Source organism: Paenibacillus sp. 01T47 (assembly GCF_056398245.1).
Map to the genome: position 1 here is coordinate 1 of NZ_JBFTPA010000011.1, position 19,420 is coordinate 19,420.

Annotated in this window: 19 protein-coding genes; 5 read left to right on the forward strand and 14 right to left on the reverse strand. The window is 44.2% G+C overall.

The window, feature by feature from the left end; genetic code table 11:
- Positions 1–213, forward strand: a 213-nt coding sequence (locus tag AC1DOV_RS20570; protein WP_477550936.1) for an IS3 family transposase, incomplete at its 5' end; no start/stop codon positions are given.
- Positions 214–283: 70 nt separating this feature from the next.
- Here AC1DOV_RS20570 and AC1DOV_RS20575 read toward each other — a convergent pair.
- Together AC1DOV_RS20575 and AC1DOV_RS20580 are read right to left on the reverse strand one after the other, a co-directional pair.
- Positions 284–1,093: a (2Fe-2S)-binding protein gene (locus AC1DOV_RS20575; protein WP_477550937.1), complete on the reverse strand. Its 810-nt coding sequence runs from the start codon at positions 1,091–1,093 to the stop codon at positions 284–286.
- A 92-nt stretch (positions 1,094–1,185) separates the two neighbouring features.
- Positions 1,186–2,070, reverse strand: a complete 885-nt coding sequence (locus AC1DOV_RS20580) for a fumarylacetoacetate hydrolase family protein (protein ID WP_477550938.1) — start codon at positions 2,068–2,070, stop codon at positions 1,186–1,188.
- 88 nt (positions 2,071–2,158) lie between these two features.
- Here AC1DOV_RS20580 and AC1DOV_RS20585 point away from each other — a divergent pair, with 88 nt between their 5' ends.
- Positions 2,159–3,037: a polysaccharide deacetylase family protein gene (locus AC1DOV_RS20585; protein ID WP_477550939.1), complete on the forward strand. Its 879-nt coding sequence runs from the start codon at positions 2,159–2,161 to the stop codon at positions 3,035–3,037.
- 63 nt (positions 3,038–3,100) lie between these two features.
- Here the strand turns inward: AC1DOV_RS20585 and AC1DOV_RS20590 are convergent, their stop codons facing one another.
- The 9 genes from AC1DOV_RS20590 to yicI all read right to left on the reverse strand — a co-directional run bounded on the left by AC1DOV_RS20590 (position 3,101) and on the right by yicI (position 12,129).
- Positions 3,101–3,739: a 3D domain-containing protein gene (locus tag AC1DOV_RS20590; RefSeq protein WP_076267489.1), complete on the reverse strand. Its 639-nt coding sequence runs from the start codon at positions 3,737–3,739 to the stop codon at positions 3,101–3,103.
- A gap of 119 nt (positions 3,740–3,858) precedes the next feature.
- Complete coding sequence (locus AC1DOV_RS20595) at positions 3,859–4,791, reverse strand: CAP domain-containing protein (RefSeq protein ID WP_477550940.1); 933 nt, start codon at positions 4,789–4,791, stop codon at positions 3,859–3,861.
- Between the two features lie 230 nt (positions 4,792–5,021).
- Positions 5,022–5,708: a peptidoglycan recognition protein family protein gene (locus AC1DOV_RS20600; RefSeq protein ID WP_477550941.1), complete on the reverse strand. Its 687-nt coding sequence runs from the start codon at positions 5,706–5,708 to the stop codon at positions 5,022–5,024.
- 138 nt (positions 5,709–5,846) lie between these two features.
- Positions 5,847–6,686 (reverse strand): DUF4097 family beta strand repeat-containing protein, encoded by an 840-nt coding sequence (locus AC1DOV_RS20605; RefSeq protein WP_477550942.1) that lies wholly within the window; start codon positions 6,684–6,686, stop codon positions 5,847–5,849.
- Entirely contained in the window at positions 6,683–7,240 is a 558-nt protein-coding gene (locus AC1DOV_RS20610; RefSeq protein WP_076267485.1) for an HAAS signaling domain-containing protein, read from the reverse strand. Before AC1DOV_RS20610 ends, AC1DOV_RS20605 begins: the two co-directional genes overlap by 4 nt.
- Entirely contained in the window at positions 7,237–7,557 is a 321-nt protein-coding gene (locus tag AC1DOV_RS20615; protein ID WP_076267484.1) for a PadR family transcriptional regulator, read from the reverse strand. Before AC1DOV_RS20615 ends, AC1DOV_RS20610 begins: the two co-directional genes overlap by 4 nt.
- Positions 7,558–7,777: 220 nt before the next feature.
- Positions 7,778–8,797, reverse strand: coding sequence for a Gfo/Idh/MocA family protein (locus AC1DOV_RS20620; RefSeq protein WP_477550943.1), 1,020 nt, complete (start codon positions 8,795–8,797; stop codon positions 7,778–7,780).
- Between the two features lie 34 nt (positions 8,798–8,831).
- A complete protein-coding gene (locus tag AC1DOV_RS20625) occupies positions 8,832–9,602 on the reverse strand; it encodes a sugar phosphate isomerase/epimerase family protein (protein WP_339204504.1) in 771 nt (256 codons plus the stop codon).
- Between the two features lie 205 nt (positions 9,603–9,807).
- Positions 9,808–12,129 (reverse strand): alpha-xylosidase, encoded by a 2,322-nt coding sequence (gene yicI, locus AC1DOV_RS20630; protein ID WP_477550944.1) that lies wholly within the window; start codon positions 12,127–12,129, stop codon positions 9,808–9,810.
- Between the two features lie 171 nt (positions 12,130–12,300).
- On the opposite strand from yicI, the gene AC1DOV_RS20635 reads away from it, so the two are divergent.
- From AC1DOV_RS20635 to AC1DOV_RS20645, 3 genes are all read left to right on the forward strand, one after another.
- A complete protein-coding gene (locus AC1DOV_RS20635; RefSeq protein ID WP_477550945.1) occupies positions 12,301–13,212 on the forward strand; it encodes an AraC family transcriptional regulator in 912 nt (303 codons plus the stop codon).
- A gap of 140 nt (positions 13,213–13,352) precedes the next feature.
- Positions 13,353–13,580: a hypothetical protein gene (locus tag AC1DOV_RS20640; protein WP_053372108.1), complete on the forward strand. Its 228-nt coding sequence runs from the start codon at positions 13,353–13,355 to the stop codon at positions 13,578–13,580.
- A gap of 180 nt (positions 13,581–13,760) precedes the next feature.
- On the forward strand, positions 13,761–14,660 hold the full coding sequence (locus AC1DOV_RS20645; RefSeq protein ID WP_339204507.1) for an ArsR/SmtB family transcription factor: 900 nt from the start codon (positions 13,761–13,763) through the stop codon (positions 14,658–14,660).
- Between the two features lie 3 nt (positions 14,661–14,663).
- Here AC1DOV_RS20645 and AC1DOV_RS20650 read toward each other — a convergent pair whose 3' ends face one another.
- From AC1DOV_RS20650 to AC1DOV_RS20660, 3 genes are read right to left on the reverse strand one after another with little or no spacing between them, the layout of a single operon-like run.
- Positions 14,664–16,289 carry a response regulator gene (locus AC1DOV_RS20650; RefSeq protein WP_477550946.1) on the reverse strand — a complete coding sequence of 542 codons (1,626 nt, stop codon included), beginning with the start codon at positions 16,287–16,289 and terminating at the stop codon, positions 14,664–14,666.
- A complete protein-coding gene (locus tag AC1DOV_RS20655) occupies positions 16,282–18,105 on the reverse strand; it encodes a cache domain-containing sensor histidine kinase (RefSeq protein ID WP_477550947.1) in 1,824 nt (607 codons plus the stop codon). The genes AC1DOV_RS20650 and AC1DOV_RS20655 overlap by 8 nt, the downstream gene beginning before the upstream one ends.
- A gap of 10 nt (positions 18,106–18,115) precedes the next feature.
- Complete coding sequence (locus AC1DOV_RS20660) at positions 18,116–19,420, reverse strand: ABC transporter substrate-binding protein (protein WP_477550948.1); 1,305 nt, start codon at positions 19,418–19,420, stop codon at positions 18,116–18,118.

Genomic DNA, 19,420 nt, shown 5'->3' on the forward strand with positions numbered 1-19,420 from the left:
CGCAAAGGCAACTGCTACGATAACGCCGTCATCGAGAGCTTTTTTGGCACAATGAAATCTGAATTTCTTTATTTAAATGAATTTGAAAGTATTGAACATTTTAAGCATGAGCTATCAAAATATATCGATTATTACAATCACAAGCGTATYAGGACAAAATTAAAAGGAATGAGTCCGGTACTGTACCGGACTCATTCCCAGAATATCGCCTAATAAAATAACCTGTCTAACTTTTTGGGGTCACTTCATCCATTCAAAATGGATGATTATGGTCTTTCTTATTTTACGCCTGCTGCTTGCAGCGATATTCTTCACGCTGTTCTGCACGAACACTTTCTTTTACCCTTGGGCAAGTATAACAATAATAGCCGCCATCAACTAAGTAATACAAGCAGCATGCTGCTTTCAGCCGAACCTGCTTATCTTTGTCTCCCAATGACTCTGTCATACGGAATTTCACATCAAGCGGATTTTTGCTTCTGCCGAAAACCTCGCCATCAAGCGATTTGACCATATTGAAATAGGTCACAATGCTTTGCTTTGCCTGTTCATCTACTTCGGCACTCAGCATTCTGTCATACCCATATTCAAGCGAGGTAGGAAGCTGGCTCCAAAGCATGCCTACTTTCAACGTTCCTACCTTTGCAATCATGTCAAATACAGGACGTATCGTATGTTCAAAAAAAGAGCTGATTTTATCCTTAATCCACATGTCTTGTTCATCTAAAGGTAGTGGAGCCGCTACAAATTCAGAGTTATGTAAGTAAAAGCTGACAGCAATATATTCATGATTGTTATATTCAGCCTTGTATATTTGAACCATTAAATTGTTAAGTGACAAATCCGGCGCTTGTTTTAAAACAGACAACGTATAGAGCAAGCCCAGCATAGGCCCGCGAAACCAACCTGCCATGTACACTTCCCCTACGGAAGGGTCCATGCCTTTAACTAGTGGTGTATAGAAAGCTAATAATTGCTTCAATTTGTTCTCATCCAACAGATCTATTGCAGGGCAGGTAAACAGAAGATTTTCTCGTTTATTTACCGTTAAATCATAGCTGTCCTCCAACATCGCAAACAACGCTTCATTCATTGATGTTCTCGTCCTTCCATAACATGAATGTACAATAATAAACGATACGATTTATTATACAACGGACGAAAATGATTATCAATTGCATTTCATTATCTCATTGTGACAGTTAACTCACCAAGCTGCTCGATTTCCACGGTTACCACATCACCTGATTTTAAATACACCCTTTGATCTCTCGGGTATCCGATTACTACCCCTTCTGGAGTTCCTGTTAATATGATATCGCCAGGTACGAGTGTCATATGCTTAGAAATATAACTAATGATAGATCGGCAAGAAAAAATCATATCTTCCGTATTCGAATGCTGCTTTTGAACACCGTTTACGCGGCAAGAAATAGTGAGCTTATCCGGATCATTTACTTCATCTGACGTTACGATATAAGGACCAATTGGTGCAAATCCGTCGCAGCTTTTGCCAAGCATCCACTGGGATGTACGGCGCTGCAGGTTCCTCGCTGACAAATCGTTAGCGCAGCTATAGCCAAAAACATAATCAAGCGCATCCGCTTCTTCGATGTTTTTTGCCGTTTTTCCTATAATGATCGCAAGCTCAGCTTCATAATCCACCTCATTGCTCGTAAGCGGCAGCTCCACCTCATCACCATGTGCACTCAGGGCATTGGCAAATTTATTAAACAAAATAGGGGTGGTCGGAATTTCAGCTTTCGTCTCCTCTGCATGCTTGCGGTAATTTAAACCGACGCAAACCATTTTTTGCGGGTTCGAAACGACCGGTGCGTAAGCGAAATTTGTATCTTCAAGCACATACATGTGGTTGTTATTTGCAACGACAGCCTCAATAACCGCTTGAAGTTCCGCTAATGCTGTTTTACCGCCTCTTATAACTTCTTCTATAGAAAGTGGAGCTGGAATATCCAGAGCTTGAGAGGCCATTTTAATATCAATAATTCCTAAGTCAACCTGCACGCCGAGTCTTAGTTGATCGGATTGCTTAAACTGCAATAACTTCATAAAAGATAACCCCCCTGCCATGAATTGGTGAACTATGTTTAGTTTAAGCCTCTCTTTTTTTAAAGTAAAGCGCATGAAAGTATACAGCATGGGTAAAATAGCGGCACGGCTTGTTTACAATCAATCATGGGGACTGATGCAAATGTGGAAAACACCACATAAAATGGGGAAGACTGTGGCGGGCATTGCTTTAATCGGTTTTATGCTGCTTAATCTATCAACCGATTCCTATGCTTTAGCTGCCGATAAGCAGCAAATAGCTCAGTTCAAACCTGCAAAAGAATCAAAAAAACGAAAAACGGCTGTCGTGTCTTGGGATAGGCTTCATAGGCAATTTCCCAATGCCTTTCTCCTTAATGGGCCTCGTAATAAGAAAAGAGTCGCGCTAACGTTTGATGATGTTCCCGATCCCAGATATACACCAGCTATTTTGGATATATTAGCGGAGCATGATGTTTGCGCTACTTTTTTTATTGTAGGGAACCGTGCTGCCAAATACCCTGCATTAGTAAAGCGGATACATAACGAAGGGCATGTCATAGGTAATCACTCTTATGACCATGCCATTTTTTCAAAGCTTACTTTAACGAAGTATCAGAAGCAAATTTGGCGAACGGACACCATAATAAAAAATATAGTCGGATATTCTCCTCATTTTATACGACCGCCATACGGTGAACTGCTGCCTCAGCAAGTAAGATGGAGCAAGCAGGCTGGATTTGCTATCGTCAACTGGGATGTGGATTCCATAGATTGGAAAAACAATCCTAGCAGCGCATTGGTGCTGCAAAATATAAAAAGAACACTTCAACCTGGATCGATTATTTTACAGCACGCAGGCGGAGGAGTCGGACAAAATTTATCCGGCACGGTTGCTGCACTCCCGAAGCTCATCCAATTGCTGGAAAGCAAAGGGTATGAGCTCGTTACATTGCCTGAGCTCGTCGGACAATCCGCAGCCCGTTGAGTTTTCTGTACAAAAAAAAGGCAATCCCTCATGAAGAGTGGATTGCCTTTTCCATCTATATTTTTATTCAAGAACGAATACTTTCACGTTTTGGATACCAAAAGACATGGCTTGGCTTGTTGAGCCTGGTACAAAAATATCAACGCGATTGCCTTTAATCGAACCGCCAATATCTGTTGCTGTTGCAATCATTCCGCCTTGCGGCAAACCATTATAGGAATACCCTGTCACATAAAGCTTTGTGCCAAGAGGTATCATTTTCGGATCTACGGCAATCGTACCAACCTGGAGCTTGTCTCCAAAGTAGTCGACTGCTCCCCACTTGCCATTCTCAGATGCTGCTGCTGTATAAGCCGTAGCTTGTACGAGAAGCGCTTTCGAGTAAGCGTATTCTTTTCCATTCATGGCTTTAACTGTTTTTGAGGAGTCGTCAGCTGCTGAATTCATCGTTGCTGGTTTCTTCTCTACAGAAGCTTCTGTGGAAGGTATAGTAAGCTTTAAACCTTTATATAGGTTAAGCGGATCGATTTTTGGATTAGCTTCCATTAGTGTATCCAAAGGTACACTGTACTGCTTGGATAGCTTCCAGAATGTATCATTGTCATTCGCTGTATGTGTTTTCGAAGCTGCACTTACTGTTCCTGCTGCCATCATAACCGATAATCCTACTACTGCTGCTGCTAATGTACGTTTTTTAAACATGGGGTAAATCCTCCTGTGCGTTCCCGAAGTTTCACAACTTCGATCACGTGATTATAAATATTGTTAAGGGCGGTTGTCCGCCCTTAACGTATTGCTGTTGTATAAGGTTTAAAGAAAGACTAGCCGATAAACATTTGAACCCATTCGCCGTTTACATAACCAACGCCGATTTTTGTAAAGTTGCCGCTAAGAATGTTTGCTTTGTGACCTGGGCTGTTCATCCAAGCAGTCATAACATCTTGTGGTGTTTTTTGACCAGAAGCAATGTTCTCACCAGCATAAGAATAAGTCACTCCGAAAGAACGCATCATATCAAAAGGAGATCCGTATGTCGGCGATGTGTGGCTGAAGTAGTTGTTAACGTCCATATCTCTTGCTTTCTCTGACGCTACTTTCGTAAGAAGCGTATCGCTCTTCAAAGCGGACAAGCCAACTTTAGCACGTTCCTTATTAACTAAGTCGACAACTTGTGATTGATAAGCACTCAAATTGGAAGCCCCTGTGTCGGTACCTGTTCCCGGTTTTGTTTCAGTTCCTGTACCAGTACCAGTTCCTGGTTTTGTTACTGTTCCAGTACCAGTTCCTGGTTTTGTTACTGTTCCAGTACCAGTTCCTGGTTTTGTTACTGTTCCAGTGCCTGTTCCTGGTTTTGTTACTGTTCCTGTGCCTGTTCCCGGCTTAGTTACTGTTCCAGTACCATTTCCTGGCTTAGTTACTGTTCCGGTGCCAGTTCCTGGCTTAGTTACTGTTCCAGTGCCTGTTCCCGGATTAGTTACTGTTCCAGTACCTGTTCCGGGTTTTGTTACTGTTCCTGTGTTACCGCCTGTCGTAGGCCATTGAATGAAGCTGCCATTCAAAAGCTTGCTAATATCTATTCCATATTTATCACCGATCTGTTTGATCGTATCTTGGCTAATGAGGCATGGTTGTTGAATCGTGGAGAAAGTTTTCACAGCCGGTGCTGCACCTGCCGTTGGAGCCGTAAAACCTGCGCCGATCACCGTTGCTGCGATTATGCCAGCGACACCTACACGTATTGGTTGCATCTTCATGAATGAATCCTCCTAATAAGATAAGTTTTTGTAAAAAAGCGTCTGACGACTGAAGCTTTTTCAGCTGCGCATTCGTTTTGTTTGCGCATCGTTCTTCCTGACGCCACTTATCTTACCATGGGGTTTTTGGTGTTACATGACACAAAAACTGGTAATCACGTGAAAATAGCTAGCAAAACAGCACCATTACTGCTTTATGAGAATATGCTCATCACCGTTTTTTGCTGCTTTTAGAGCTGCCCGCTAGCTTTTCGAAGCTCATTTGCAAGACGATGAATTTCATCTTTCTCCGCTTTGGTGGTTGCTGCAAACCATGCTGGAGAGAGCCAAGTAGAGATAATTTTGTTAGCATCTGCTGCGTTCATATCAACATCCCTCCAGTCGCGAACAAGCTCTAAGAAAGCCGCTTTGTTAACTGAACTTCCTGGACATGTTTTCACTGGATTCATTTCGCGATGAAATAAAATTTGACTCTCTGGCAGCTTCCACATCGCAGCAATTTGACTAGTCAGCTTTACGGCTGAAGCAAGCTGAGCACCTTCCAGCTTCTCAGCTCCAACATCAAAATTACCGATCATCTCGAACATAAACGGATGTATGCGGTCTGGATCAGGGTCGTTGTAGCCAACAGCAGAGGCCGGTGCGTCCAGAAGAGAACGCCCCTCCCATATATAGCCGTCAGGGTCGATCGTTGCGTGCTGGGCGATATCACCCCAATTTTGTGTAATCGCATGAAACCGCCACATCCCTTGAATGATTTTCATTTTATCCGCAGCTCTGCGATAATCCACAATAGTCGGCTTCCATGTTCCATGCACATGAATCTGCGAAAACTTCACTTTTGATACGAATGGTTTCAAATACTCAACATACTCCGCAAAAGTAAACCTTTGAAAATATTTGCGCTCTACGACCATTTCGTTTCGCATCCTCTCGATAAACAATTGCTATATTTTATGCGATACATGAATGAATCGAGACGGCAAACACATAAAAAAAGCAAGCCATGGATATATTCCACGACTTGCTTCTTGTTTTGATAAATCTATTTTTGCTTATCGAGTGCCGAGTTTGATGTTGCCCGTCTCAGACTCCATGCTTATTTTGATATCACCGCTGCCGATTACACCTTCAATATTATTTTCTGTTTCCTTGTTAACTGAGAAACCATCCCAATCCACCTTGCTGTTTCCGGTATCCTTCTTGATACGAATAGAAGCCGAAGCTGGCTGCTTATCTGCATTAACGATAATATTCCCGGTATCCGTCTTAATTGAAAGATCGCTGCGTAATTCGTCTGTTTCAACTCGTACATTTCCCGTCTCAGATTCTGCTTTTAGAATGCCTTTTCCGTCCGCAATATTAATGTTTCCAGTATCTGTTTTTAATTCAAGCTCCTGAGCCGTGTAATTCGTTAATTTTATATTGCCGGTTTCTGATTTTAATTTCATTTTGTCAGCTTCCATCTGATTCACTACAATGTTTCCTGTATCTGTTTCGATATCAACTGAGGTCCATAGCTTAGCAGGCACCTCAATCGTCAGCTTCAAGTTAACGATAGAAATACCGAATGTAAAACGATCCTTCGTATTTGCCTCAATATTAAGCGTATCCCCTTTAGGAGCTGCCGTTAGGATGACGTCTCCAGCAAGCTTTTCACTTACATCTCCTTCAAGTCTCACTTTAATATCATCTGCTGTGCCGGGAACGAAAGTGATATTAAACGTATCCGTCTCCGCATGGATCGAGCGAATGGACGATGCATCAATCGTTTTTTCCTGCAAAAAAGGTTCGCCCTGAAATTTCGTTACAAGTTCATCTTTATCGAATACAAAAAACGCGCAAAGTACTCCTATACCAAGCAAAATTAAAGCGAATGCGGCTAGTTTTTTCATTTGTTATTCCCCTTTACAATTCTTGTGTTGAATTTCAAATATTTTAAGGTCATTTTATAGAAGGAAGTTGTAAGTGCCTTTAAGCCGATGATGAGTAAAATCGTAATTGAGCTTGTAATCAAGCCTATCGTCAATGCCTGTGGCATAGTAAATGTGCCGTTCCATAAGCTCTCTACCATGATTCCGATACCGCCTACACCTATTCCCAAAGCTGACGCCCATAAAGCAACAATGACCGACGCCAGAGCCAGATAGGGTCCTAGAACGAATATAATATTGAATAAACCAAGGCTTGCTGTTGCAAATACAGCCTTAGAGAGCTTTCCAAAGCCCTTGTTCGTCTCTGCCTGATTAACTCGGTATCCAAGCAGCATCTCGTTCGCAATCATTCTTGGATCTCCCAGCTCGCTTGCTGCTTGCTCCTCGGTTTGACCATTCTCTACCGCTTGCTGAAAATGAAGATAATAATCGTACAGCCATTCCTTACGCTGCGGCTCTGGAATGACTTTGAGCATGCTCTCAAGCTCCAACATATATCGATCTCTTGTCGTCATGGTCTTAAACCTTCCTCTACAATTTCATTTACGGATTGCGTGAAACTTTCCCATTCTGCAATTAATTTGCGCATATGACTCCAGCCCTCTGCTGTTAATTGATAATATTTCCGAGGCGGGCCTTCAGTTGATTCCTTCAAATAGGTTGAGAAATAGCCGTCCTGTGTCAATCTGCTTAGTAATGGATATACGCTTCCGACTGCTACTTCAAACTTTTCGGAAATTTTAACAGCCAGCTCGTAGCCGTATCGATCTCCCCTTGTCGCAAGCACAAGAACGCATATTTCAAGCACGCCCTTTTTAAATTGAATGTTCATTTCGTGTCCTCCATCATTGAAGTTCTAATTCTTCGGTACTGTATGTGGAAAGATACTAAGCATAACTTACTATTAATCAATACAGTATAGCACTGTACAGCAATTCCGTCTTTTGTATAATTTACCACATGCTATTCTACAATGCAAGATAGTGTGCAAAAAAGAATACCTCCAACCTCACGGCTTGCGCACGTCGGTTGAAGGCATTCCTGTACATTACTTAGTTTACGCTAATGAATTTGCCTGTTGCTTGTGACTCAAATGCACACAAGATAACTTTCAAAGAAGCACGGCCATCTTCACCGCTTACAGCAGGTGTTGTGTTCGTAAGAATGCTTTCCAAGAAAGCATTGACTACGCCGCTTGTCTCTTGCTTATCGTTAGTCGAGATTGCGCCTACTTTATGCTTCTCTACTGTGCCGTTGCGCAGCTCCACGATTACTTGATCGTCAGGATGCGTACCGATTTTCATAACGCCGTTCTCGCACCACAAAATAGTGCTGTTGTCCTCACCCTTATAGTAAGTCCAGCTTGCTACAAGCGTGCCGATTGCACCGCTCTTCATACGAAGCAAGCAAGATGCGTTATCATCAACATCGGTATCCTTATCAAGCGTGCCAACAAATCCAGCTACTTCTGAAACTTCGTCGTCAAGCATCCAGCGAATAAGATCGGATTTATGAACGCCAAGATCGCCCATTGCGCCCATAATAGCTTCTGGCTTACGGAAGAACCAGCTTTCTGCGCCATCGATGCTCCAGCCATCTGGACCAGGGTGACCAAACGATGTGCGGAATGTAAGTACTTTGCCTAGAATGCCGGACTGCAATACTTGCTTCGCTTTAACATGCGGCGGCATGAAGCGTTGGTTATGGCCAACCATCAAGTGAACGCCGTTTTTCTTAGCTGCTTCAATCATCGCTTCCGCTTCTTCATCTGTTACAGCCATTGGCTTCTCAACTAGAACATGAGCACCCGCATTAGCTGCTGTAATAGACATGGAAGCATGCAATGCATTTGGCGTACATACGCTTACTGCATCAGGTTTGATTTCTGCAAGCATCGTTTCGAAATCAGCAAACGCTTTGCCGCCATGTAAATTCGCATAATGTTCTGCGCGCTCGATAATTGGATCTACGAATGCAACAAGCTCAACATTCTCATGAGCTGCATATTCCGGGATATGACGGTATTTCGAAATCGATCCGCAACCTATAACTGCTATACGTACTTTAGACATGAATATTTTCCCCTATCTATTATTAATTAGATTATTATTTGTTCAAAAAATTAGTTTTCAACCATTCCATGCTTTCTGCAACAGCTTCAATCGGAGGATTCGCACAAGTGTCCTGCTCAACAATAATCCATTCTACAGATGCTTTCGAGGCAGCATCAATAATAGGAAGAAGCGGCAAATCGCCACGGCCAAGCTCTACTGTATCGATTTGTTGACCCTTCTCACCAGCGCGGAAGTCCTTCAAATGAAGAAGCGGCAAACGTCCTGCGTATTTTGCAATGTAAGCAAGCGGGTCTACACCGGAGTATTGTACCCAGCCGATATCCATTTCAACTTGTAGATATTGCGGATCAATCCGCTCATACAAAGCGTCAAATACGATTTGGCCGTCGATTTCAACTTCAAATTCAAATTCATGGTTGTGGTAAGCGAAAGAAATGCCTGCTTCACGGAAACGCTTACCATACTCTTCAAATTTCACGAGATGTCCGCGCCATGCTTCTGTATCACGAGCATCTACCGGCAACCAAGGACATATAGCATATTTAGCTCCAATGGTTTGAAGATAAGCAATTTCCTCATCAAGATTGCCTTCAAGCAGATGCAAGCCGACGTGGCTTCCGATTGCTTTCAGATTCAATTCTTGAAGCAGGTCGCGCATGTCTTCAGCTTTGATATCGCCGTAACCTGCAAATTCTACGCCCTCATAACCCATTGCTGCAACCTTGCGAAGCGTGCCTTCAAAATCTTGTGCGGTAGCGTCTCTTAACGTGTACAATTGCAAACCAATATTCATTCGTGACATGTGAGCTGCACTCCCTTATATTTATTATTTGATGTATTTGATTTTGTTTTCTGATCTTTATTATATCGACAGTCCTATGCGAAAACCAGTTGTATTATTAGTCTTTTCTTATGCGATTTTGGTCAATGCTCGTACAATGGCCCTATAAAAGGGGCAGCTTCGGCCTAGCCTGTATACGGCTGGGACGAAGCTGCCTCTTATTTGTTTAGATATGAATCGTAAACGCCAGCTGCTTCGAGCCTGCAGCAATGTGCAGAACTGTATCCTTCACATCAGCTTTTACCCCTTCAACTGAACGAATTGGACCTAGCCCCTTCAGTTCCAACGAGAATGCTTTGCCGCTGCCCTCTAATTGAACAGTGATCGCTTCGCCTTGGCGTGTTGCCGAGATCGTCAATTCTGTATCGCCTTTGGTATTGCGCACAGCCGTTGCAGCTGTTTTTCCGTCTTCCAGATTATGAAGCTCAAACTGGACGCCATCCGCATAATCATAATCTGGTTTAACCTCATTCGCTCCAAGCGCAATAATGGAATTAGGACGAACGAATAATGGAAGGCTAAAGAAGTCATATTTCTCTTTGCGCCATGAGCCGCCTTCTACAATTTCTCCGGATAACAAATGCGTCCATTTTCCAGCTGGCAAATAATAAGTTACATGGCCCTGCTCGTTGAAAATAGGAGCTACCAGTATAGAGTCGCCCAGCATGTATTGGCGGTCCAGCATTTCGCTGGTCGGATCTTCAGGGAACTCAAGCACCATGGCACGCATCGAAGGCAAGCCCAGCTCAGTTGCTTGAACAGCTGTATTAAATAAGTAAGGCATGATCCGGCATTTCAGCTTCGTGAAGAAGCGAGTAACATCTACCGCTTCCGTATCGTATGCCCAAGGCACTCTATACGATTTGCTTCCATGCAGGCGGCTATGGCTGGACAGCAGACCAAAAGCTAACCAACGTTTGAATACATGCTCTGGCGCAGTATTCTCGAATCCGCCAATATCGTGGCTCCAGAAGCCAAAGCCCGACATCCCAAGCGACAAGCCGCCGCGCAAGCTCTCTGCCATGGACTCATAGTCTGCATAACAGTCGCCGCCCCAATGTACGGGGAATTTCTGGCCGCCTGCCGTAGCTGAACGGGCAAACAAAGCGGCTTCGTTACGGCCAAGCTTCTCTTCAAGCACTTCAAATACGACTTTGTTATAAAGCTGAGTATAGTAATTGTGCATTTTCATCGGATCCGAGCCGTCAAAATAAGCGACATCGGTCGGAATACGCTCACCGAAGTCGGTTTTAAAGCTGTCCACACCCATATCGACAAGCTCACGCAGATAACTTGCGTACCACTCGCATGCTGCTGGGTTTGTGAAATCAACGAGCGTCATGCCTGGCTGCCACAAATCCCATTGCCACACATCGCCGTTTGGCTTTTTCACCAAATAGCCATTTTGTTTGCCTTCCTCGAACAAGCGCGAGCGCTGAGCGATATAAGGATTGATCCACACGCAAATTTTAAGCCCTTTTTCTTTGAGCCGCGACAGCATCCCGACAGGGTCTGGGAATACCCGCTCATCCCATTTGAAATCCGTCCAATGAAACTCACGCATCCAGAAACAGTCGAAGTGAAACACATGCAATGGAAGATCACGTTCTGCCATGCCATCGACGAATGAATTAACTGTTGCTTCATCATAGTTAGTCGTAAATGAAGTGGTAAGCCATAAACCAAATGTCCATGCCGGCGGCAGCGCTGGCTTGCCAGTCAAATCTGTATATTTATGAAGAACATCCTTCATGCTCGGACCATCGATAATGAAATATTCGAGTGATTCTCCTGATACACTGAATTGTACCTTTTTTACTTTTTCCGAAGCGATCTCGAATGATACCAGCTCTGGATGATTGACGAATACACCATATCCCTTATTGGTCATGTAGAAAGGAATATTTTTGTACGATTGCTCCGAGCTTGTGCCCCCGTCTTTGTTCCAGAGATCTACTACTTGTCCGTTTCTTACGAAAGGCGTGAAGCGCTCGCCAAGGCCATATACCCACTCGCCAACACCAACATCCAATTCTTCGCGCATAAACGTATTGCCGTTGTCTTCTTTAATGTAGGCCATCGATTTTTGCGTACTTCCCGTAATCCGCTCGCCCGCACGATAGAAATCCACCGCCCATACGGCTCCTTTACGGATATGAACGCTAAGGCTGCCGCTTGTTAGAACAGCCCGCTCATCGTTTTCTTCAATTACAACATGGTCGCCAGTTTGCGAGGACAGCTCGAACACTGGGCCACGCTCCTGAACACCTGCATGATGCACAAGCTTAACGCCAATAATGCCTGGCAGCGGTGAATGAAAATGGACCGTTAACAACATCGTATCCAGCATATTAGAACGATTATAGATAGGTTGTGGCGAAGCATAAGCAGTTAGTTTGCCATCCTTTTGCTCGAAATCATGGACTTGTACAGCCCCTAATACTTTGTATTCATCACGAATGAGCCAGTTGCCGTCTGTAAATTTCATCGACTGAACCAACCTTCCTGTTTAGTTTTATTTGCAATCCTATATAATTGCATTATACTGATAATTAATCGAATAATTCTAACAGAATACTGCTCATCTATAGCACTATTTTGACGATATGCCTCTATGGAATGGCAACTAACTCGCATCAAGCACAGGAGGCCTCTCAAAATGGATCAAACAACTAGGCACGCCTTAAAAGAAGACCGGCTGCATGGCGATAATATGTTCCCGCTTGCCGCCTACTGGATTGAACATGAAGAGGCTGGCGTCCCCGTTCTGGATTGTCATTGGCATGCTGAAGCAGAGTTTTTTTATGTGCTTGAAGGTGAAGTGCTGTTCCAGGTTGATACCGATTATTTCATTGTAAAAACAGGCGAAGCTGTTTTTATAGACGGTGGCGACATTCATGCTGGACATGCACAAGGTGATACTGCCTGTTCTTTTTGCGCCATCGTGTTCGACACTCATTTGCTCGCCAGTGCCAGCTATGATGCCGTACAGGAACGATTTATTTCACCGCTTCAAGACAAGAAAAAGACGTTTCCTAGACATATTCAGCCAAAAACAGAATGGGAAATCGCGCTGCTTCAGCATTTGCAATGCATTATGAACGTATGTCAAAGTCAGAAGCCTGGTCATGAGACCGCGGTGAAGGGTCACTTTTATTTAATGCTTCATGAAATTGCCGCGCAAAGCAAGTTTTGCAACCGCAGTGAAACAAGCAATGCCGACTCTACAAAAATTGACAGACTGAAGACCGCTATTGTTTATATGCAAAATCATTTCCAGCGCCCTATACGGATCGCAGAAATTGCTGATCAAATTCCGATGAGCGAAGGTCAGTTTTGCCGCTTCTTCAAGACGATGACCAGACAAACGCCAATTGAGTATTTGAATGCTTATCGAATTAGACAAGCAACGGAGCTGCTTTTGAAGCCAGAGCTCAAAATAGCAGCTGTAGCGCTTGATGTCGGATTCGATCATATTAGTTATTTCGTCAAAGTTTTTCGCAAAATGATGAAATGCACGCCTTCCCAGTTCCGCAAAAAACAGCTTGAATCGTCGGATCGTCGTCCATAATAAGAAAAAACGTGTATGATTTGGTCATTTACTCAAAAGTTACAGCTTTGTAACCAAATACTCACCGAATTTTAAGAATTATTTAATAATTGTACGTTACACTATAAAAAAAAATCCTTCGCGGGATGGAGGTCCATACTATGAAAACGATGCTGATGTTCCAAAATAAAACGATACCTGTCTATTTAACAGATACAAATAAGCAAGCCATTGAGAAATTGACCGCAGTACTTAATCGTAAACTGACAACAGGCAAAAACGCACTTAAAACATGTATCAAATCGCTAATTAGCGTAGAAATTGTAGGCAGTGAGGCAACGCTTCATTCTTATTTCGAACGTGACACTCTAACCATTTCCCTATATTAATCTAGACTTCCCATATACCGAAATACGAAGAGGGTGTTCCTTTTGGTCTATACAGGCCATGAGGACACCCTCTTCTTTTATTTACAACGTTCAAACGCTTTAATTAGTAAACATTTGAGTTGTGTAATTAACTTTCGAATTATATAATGTTAGCAAACATAACGGAATGAGGATCAATCGATGAACATAGAGGTTAACAGCCGCAATATCAAATTTCTTGAATGCTTTGCATCGGACACAAGAGTGAAGATCATTGAATTATTAAATATTAAACCAATGAACATTAAAGAAATAGCTGAAGCGCTAGGCATTTCGTCAGCCATTGTGACTAAACATATTCAGAAGCTAGAAGAAGCATCCATTATTACGACAGAAAGTGTGCCCAGCACGAGAGGCCGCCAAAAGGTGTGCCATCTCACACTCGATTCTGCTACGCTGCAATTTCGTGTGAAGGAGCAAACCATTCAAAATAGGTATGCCGTATCCATCCCAATTGGTCAATATTCCTCTTATGAAGTAAAGCCTACTTGCGGACTGACATCGGACACCAAAATTATCGGCATGGTGGATGACCCGCGCTACTTCTCCGATCCTGAACATGTGAAGGCATGCCACCTGTGGTTCGGAAGCGGCTATATTGAATATCGCATTCCTAATTATTTAGTAGGAAAACAATCGGCAAAAAGCATTTCCATATCGCTTGAAATATGCTCGGAAGCACCGCACTACAACGAGAACTGGCCTTCCGATCTTTCCTTTTATATTAATGACATCTTGCTCGGCGTATGGACTTGTCCAGGAGACTTCGGTGCAGTAAAGGGTGTGTATACGCCTAGCTGGTGGGATTTGGGGACTCAGCATGGCTTGCTGAAACAAATAACCATCGACTCAGGAGGCTCCTTCATCGATGGCATTCGGATGTCTGATCGGACGATAACGGATCTTGATGTTGGCTTTGGCGACGACATCAGATTCCGTATATGTGCGCCGGAGACTGCAACCCACAGCGGAGGGTTAAGTATGTTCGGCAAACAATTCGGAAATTATGATCAGGACATTCAAGTTTACGTCGCATACTAGCAGCTAGTTCTGCATAACATTCGGTTTGATATGGATATCTTCACGGTATTCCTTTGGCGACATACCGGTTTCATTGCGAAACACACGGTTAAAATGGCGGATATTCGTGAAGCCCGTATGTTCAGCTATCGTCGCAATTTTATTATCGGTTTGAACCATTTGCCGCTTCGCTTCAAAGATTCGAATCTCAGTAAGCCGCTCAACGAAGGATTTCCCGGTTTGCTTCTTGAACAAGGTGCTGAAATATGCTGCATTTAAATAGACGGAATCAGCTACCTCTTTAAGCGTCAGCGCCTTGGAATAATGCTGTTCAATATATCGAATCGATTTTTCAATTGGATCATGCTCAGGCTGCGCCGTACTCTCAGCGATACATACGGCTAAACGAACGAGCAGCTGTGAGCATGCATCCATAAGCTCTTCTCTGGAAGAGATCGAGCAAATATCAAATAGAACGGTTTTCATATCCTTCATGCCCAGCCACTGCTTCGTTAGCCGCAGCCGCCCTGCTGCCTCATAATAATGAATGAGCAGCTTGCATAGCTGCTGATGCACGGTTTCCGGTGTTTTGGCATCAAGGCAAAGCTCACTTACGAAAGTATGGGCTGCCGCCGCGACCTGTTCCAGCTTCCCCTCATTCATGGCCAGATCCAGCTTCTCCCACGACCATGTTTTCAGCTCGCCTTTGAAACGGTCATCCGTGCCTAAATCACTGTAGACCAACACTTTATCTCCGCCAACGATGAGCCTGTGAAGCAAAGCAATTTCCGCTTCGTTGTACGCATCGGATATCGATTTAAAGCCTTTTGCCACCTGGCCTATGCCGATCGTAACCGTCATATTTGACAAGCTTGTAATTTGTCTGCGAATCGTCTCGCCAATTTCCCGCACGGCAGCCATCGCTTGGTCGCTGTCCTCAATATTTAGCAGCGCCGCTACTTCTGTCTCCGACATGATGAAACAAAAGCCATTTGTTCTCCTGCTCAGCACTTCTTGCACGAGCTGTTGAATATATAATTGAAACAAAGAAGGATCAGCTTGATTATACCGCTCACTGCCGATTGAATTTTTGTCTAATTTCACAACCATGCATGTGAAGTAAGGTTGATGAAAGTCAATCCCAATGGTCCGAAGCAGCTCCAAATCCGCTTCATTTACGCTGCCCTTCAGAAGGCCGGTTAACAGATGTTCACTGACATGCTGCCTAATCCGGTGCTCATCACGATGGGGGTTGCTGACGGGAACCCCTTGTTTAAGCTGCACTTTCTCTTTAAGCATTTGAAGCACCTTATCCAGCTCTTCGCGCTCAATCGGCTTCATCATATAATCCTTCGCGCCTTGCCTCATCGATTGCTGAATATAGACAAAATCATCAAACCCGCTTATAACGACGCATAACACATGCGGAAAACGCTCCTTCATCATCTGCTGCAATTGAATGCCATCCATGCGAGGCATCCGAATATCCGTCAGAATAGCTTCTGGCTCAAGCTCCTCCACCAGCTGCAATGCTTCATAACCATCCCGCGCTTCACCAACGACCTCCCATTCCGGGTCGAGTTCTATTATCATTTTGCGCAAGCCTTTTCGAAATATCGATTCATCATCTACAATAACGATTCTAGGCATGAACATCCCCTTTCATTTGATCAGGCTTCTCAAATACAGCAGGAAAAGTCATCGTTACTTTCAAGCCTTGATATGGCATGCTCTCCAGCATTAAACCGTACGATTCACCATAATGAAGAACAATTCTGCGATGGACATTTAATAATCCATTGCCGGAGCTGCCTCCTAAATCCTTCGAATGCTGCAGCCGACGGCGAATATCCGCGAGCTGCTCCTCCGTCATTCCAATGCCATCGTCTTCAATGACAATACGCAGCACGTTTTCTTCAATTTTGCAGGTTAATGTAATTCGCCCATTGCCCACACCCTGATCGATGCCATGGTTAATGGCGTTCTCAACTATTGGTTGAATAATTAAGGGAATGACCGTACAGGTCAAAGAAGCTTCGTCTCGGTCTAATCGAAAATCGATCCGATCCTCATAGCGCATTTTTTGAATCGTCATGTAACCCAAGACATGTCCCAGCTCATCCTCAAGGTTGACATGCTCTTTCTGGCTGCTCAAGCTGTAACGCAGCAGTCTGCTTAAATTGTTCGTCATTTTGACAACCTCTTGATTGCCGTCGACTTCTGCATACATACTGATCGATCCAAGCGTATTATACAAAAAATGCGGATTGATTTTGCTTTGCAAAGCCGCAATCTGCGCATCCTTCTCACGAATCTCTGTCTCATAAAGCAAGTAACCAAGCTCGCTTAGCTTGGATACCATCGTATTGAACGCTTTGCCCAAATGGCCAACTTCATCCCATTGCTTGACGGGAAAGGATACGAGAAGATCGCCGCGTTCCACCTTGCGCATGAGCCTAATCAAACCCCGCAGCGGCTCTGTTATTCGAAACGCAAGGAATACCGACATAAGCATAGCAAGGCCCATACAGATGACACCAAACAGAATAATCGAATTCCGCATAATTAAACTGTCCTTCATCAGCTCCGACACCGGAACGACTCCAACTGTCGTCCAATTGGTGATCGATGACGTCACGTAAGAAACGAGCTGCCGCTCTCCGTTAAGTGCAGCATGTGTAACCCCTTCCGGCGCTTTATCCTTATAAAGGCCTCCCAAAGCCTCTTGCGGCATCGTTCGATTTTTACCGACAACGACTCCACCGTCTTGATCCATAATATATAAAGCTTCCTTCGTTCCGAGCGTAACCTGCGATATCATCTTATGAATGACCGTTGGATCTACATCAATAACGATATATCCAAGCTTTTTCCCGCTATCAAAGCTGCGCAGCTCCCTTGCAATTGAGAACACGGGGTATACCGTTCCGCTGGTAGACTGAATATTGTGGGTTGTAATAAAAATGGATTGTCCATTGCCGCCCTTCTCGTTTTGGAGCCACTGCGCATTCTCATCTAGTCGATACGTCGTGACATATTGGCTTTCTGGCAGTACAACATAGGATGCGCCGCTTTCCCCAAATAACGAGACGCCTACAATATCGATGCGGCCGTTCAGAAATACTTGGGAGACAAAGCTGTTTAATTGCTTAATCTCTTCCAGTGATAAAGCCTGACCCTGCTCTCGCTTGCTCTCTAGAAAAGCTGTAATTTGCTCATATTGATAGGGCATAAGCGTTAAACGATCTAACTCTGCCATATAAGTATCCAGATTTAGCGTCAGCTGTTTCATGGTCTGCAGTTGATAGTCGCCGACCTTCTGCTCAAGCGTCGAAGCAAACCGAGTGAAGGCGAAATACCCCATAACGCTGAGTGGAAGCACGATGAGTATAAAGTTTATGAGGATGAGCTTTCGTGCCAGCTCCTGATTTTTGAACCACCCAATCACCGCGAGTACCCGCTTCATAGCTATCTCCTTACTTCCTCAGCTCGATGTTCACCCTTTTCACGGCTGCTTGCAGCGTTTCCTCAGGCGTTTGCTCCGAATAATTCATTTTTTCAAATTCTTGAATTAAAATTTCAACGATCGACCATTGCCGGACATGGCGCGGCCAATAAGCTACATAGTTTGCGGAAGCTGCATAGGAGCTTCTGTAATTCAAGCTGTTAAACGGTTCGCTGGCAACGACCTTTGTCATGCTTGGCACATGGCCCGCTTCCGCCCACATCGCACCATTTTCTACACACCACTTGACAAAAGTAAGCGCCGCTCGCTTCTTCTCATCCGTCATCCCATGCTTGGTCGGTATGGCAATGGTGTGCGAATCCCCCCATACCGCAGCCCGGTCGAACAACGCAGGCATTGGAATTACGCCAAAGTCCAAATTTTTTGCTTTCTCAAATGCACCAGTTCCCCACATCCCTGTAATTAGCACCGCAGCTTTTCCATCATAAAAAAGCTTGAATGCATCGTTAATATCAGGCGGAATTAGCTCTTTCTTGTACAAATCATTCATATAGCTTAGCGCTTGCAGCGCCTGCGGATTGTTGAATACGGCAGCGCTTGCATCCTCATTATAGAAGCTGCCCCCGCCGTCTATTTGGTTATAAAGGCTCCACCAAAGCCATACGGAATCAATCCGAGTACTCGGCTGAGCCATCGGCGCAATGTCGGCTGGAATCGAAGACTTAAGCTTCTGCAGGAAAGCTTCAAATCCCGCAGCTCCTGCCCCTATTAATGGCTTATCCGCCTCATCAAGTAAACCTGCTTTACGCAAATAGGTTTTATTGTAAAACATAACAAGCGCATGCGTATCAAGCGGCACGGCGTAAGGGATTCCGTCATACATGGTAGAATCAAGTATATTGCGATTAAAGCCCGACCAGTCCAGCCCGATCTGCTTAGCAGGCTCTGTCAGATTCTCGATATAGCCGTTCTGGACGAACTGCGGCAAACTTGTCTGATGCAAAATCGCAAGCTCCGGCGCATTGCCAGACATTATCGCTGTTTTTAGCCTCGTGTAATAGTCATCCAATCGAGAGTTTACTTGCACAACGTTTATCGTCGGATTCTCTTCATTAAATCGTGTGACCATTTCCGTCATAAACTGATTGTCGCCGCCGCTAAACGGCGTCCAGTACTCAAGCCTTATAGCCTCAGGCTTCGTCTCTTCATTTTTCTGATTGGCTTCTTGCTCGGAGGCGCAGCTTGTCAAGGCAATGACCAGGAGACCGATTAGTGTATAGGAGACCCACTGCGCGCTCCATTTTTTTATATTCAT

Excerpts from the sequence above, each read along its gene's own strand:
- AC1DOV_RS20575 (WP_477550937.1), bottom strand. The coding sequence starts at position 1,093 with ATGAATGAAGCGTTGTTTGCGATGTTGGAGGACAGCTATGATTTAACG.
- AC1DOV_RS20580 (WP_477550938.1), bottom strand. The coding sequence starts at position 2,070 with ATGAAGTTATTGCAGTTTAAGCAATCCGATCAACTAAGACTCGGCGTG.
- AC1DOV_RS20585 (WP_477550939.1), top strand. The coding sequence starts at position 2,159 with ATGGGTAAAATAGCGGCACGGCTTGTTTACAATCAATCATGGGGACTG.
- AC1DOV_RS20590 (WP_076267489.1), bottom strand. The coding sequence starts at position 3,739 with ATGTTTAAAAAACGTACATTAGCAGCAGCAGTAGTAGGATTATCGGTT.
- AC1DOV_RS20595 (WP_477550940.1), bottom strand. The coding sequence starts at position 4,791 with ATGAAGATGCAACCAATACGTGTAGGTGTCGCTGGCATAATCGCAGCA.
- AC1DOV_RS20600 (WP_477550941.1), bottom strand. The coding sequence starts at position 5,708 with ATGGTCGTAGAGCGCAAATATTTTCAAAGGTTTACTTTTGCGGAGTAT.
- AC1DOV_RS20605 (WP_477550942.1), bottom strand. The coding sequence starts at position 6,686 with ATGAAAAAACTAGCCGCATTCGCTTTAATTTTGCTTGGTATAGGAGTA.
- AC1DOV_RS20610 (WP_076267485.1), bottom strand. The coding sequence starts at position 7,240 with ATGACGACAAGAGATCGATATATGTTGGAGCTTGAGAGCATGCTCAAA.
- AC1DOV_RS20615 (WP_076267484.1), bottom strand. The coding sequence starts at position 7,557 with ATGAACATTCAATTTAAAAAGGGCGTGCTTGAAATATGCGTTCTTGTG.
- AC1DOV_RS20620 (WP_477550943.1), bottom strand. The coding sequence starts at position 8,797 with ATGTCTAAAGTACGTATAGCAGTTATAGGTTGCGGATCGATTTCGAAA.
- AC1DOV_RS20625 (WP_339204504.1), bottom strand. The coding sequence starts at position 9,602 with ATGTCACGAATGAATATTGGTTTGCAATTGTACACGTTAAGAGACGCT.
- yicI (WP_477550944.1), bottom strand. The coding sequence starts at position 12,129 with ATGAAATTTACAGACGGCAACTGGCTCATTCGTGATGAATACAAAGTA.
- AC1DOV_RS20635 (WP_477550945.1), top strand. The coding sequence starts at position 12,301 with ATGGATCAAACAACTAGGCACGCCTTAAAAGAAGACCGGCTGCATGGC.
- AC1DOV_RS20640 (WP_053372108.1), top strand. The coding sequence starts at position 13,353 with ATGAAAACGATGCTGATGTTCCAAAATAAAACGATACCTGTCTATTTA.
- AC1DOV_RS20645 (WP_339204507.1), top strand. The coding sequence starts at position 13,761 with ATGAACATAGAGGTTAACAGCCGCAATATCAAATTTCTTGAATGCTTT.
- AC1DOV_RS20650 (WP_477550946.1), bottom strand. The coding sequence starts at position 16,289 with ATGCCTAGAATCGTTATTGTAGATGATGAATCGATATTTCGAAAAGGC.
- AC1DOV_RS20655 (WP_477550947.1), bottom strand. The coding sequence starts at position 18,105 with ATGAAGCGGGTACTCGCGGTGATTGGGTGGTTCAAAAATCAGGAGCTG.
- AC1DOV_RS20660 (WP_477550948.1), bottom strand. The coding sequence starts at position 19,420 with ATGAATATAAAAAAATGGAGCGCGCAGTGGGTCTCCTATACACTAATC.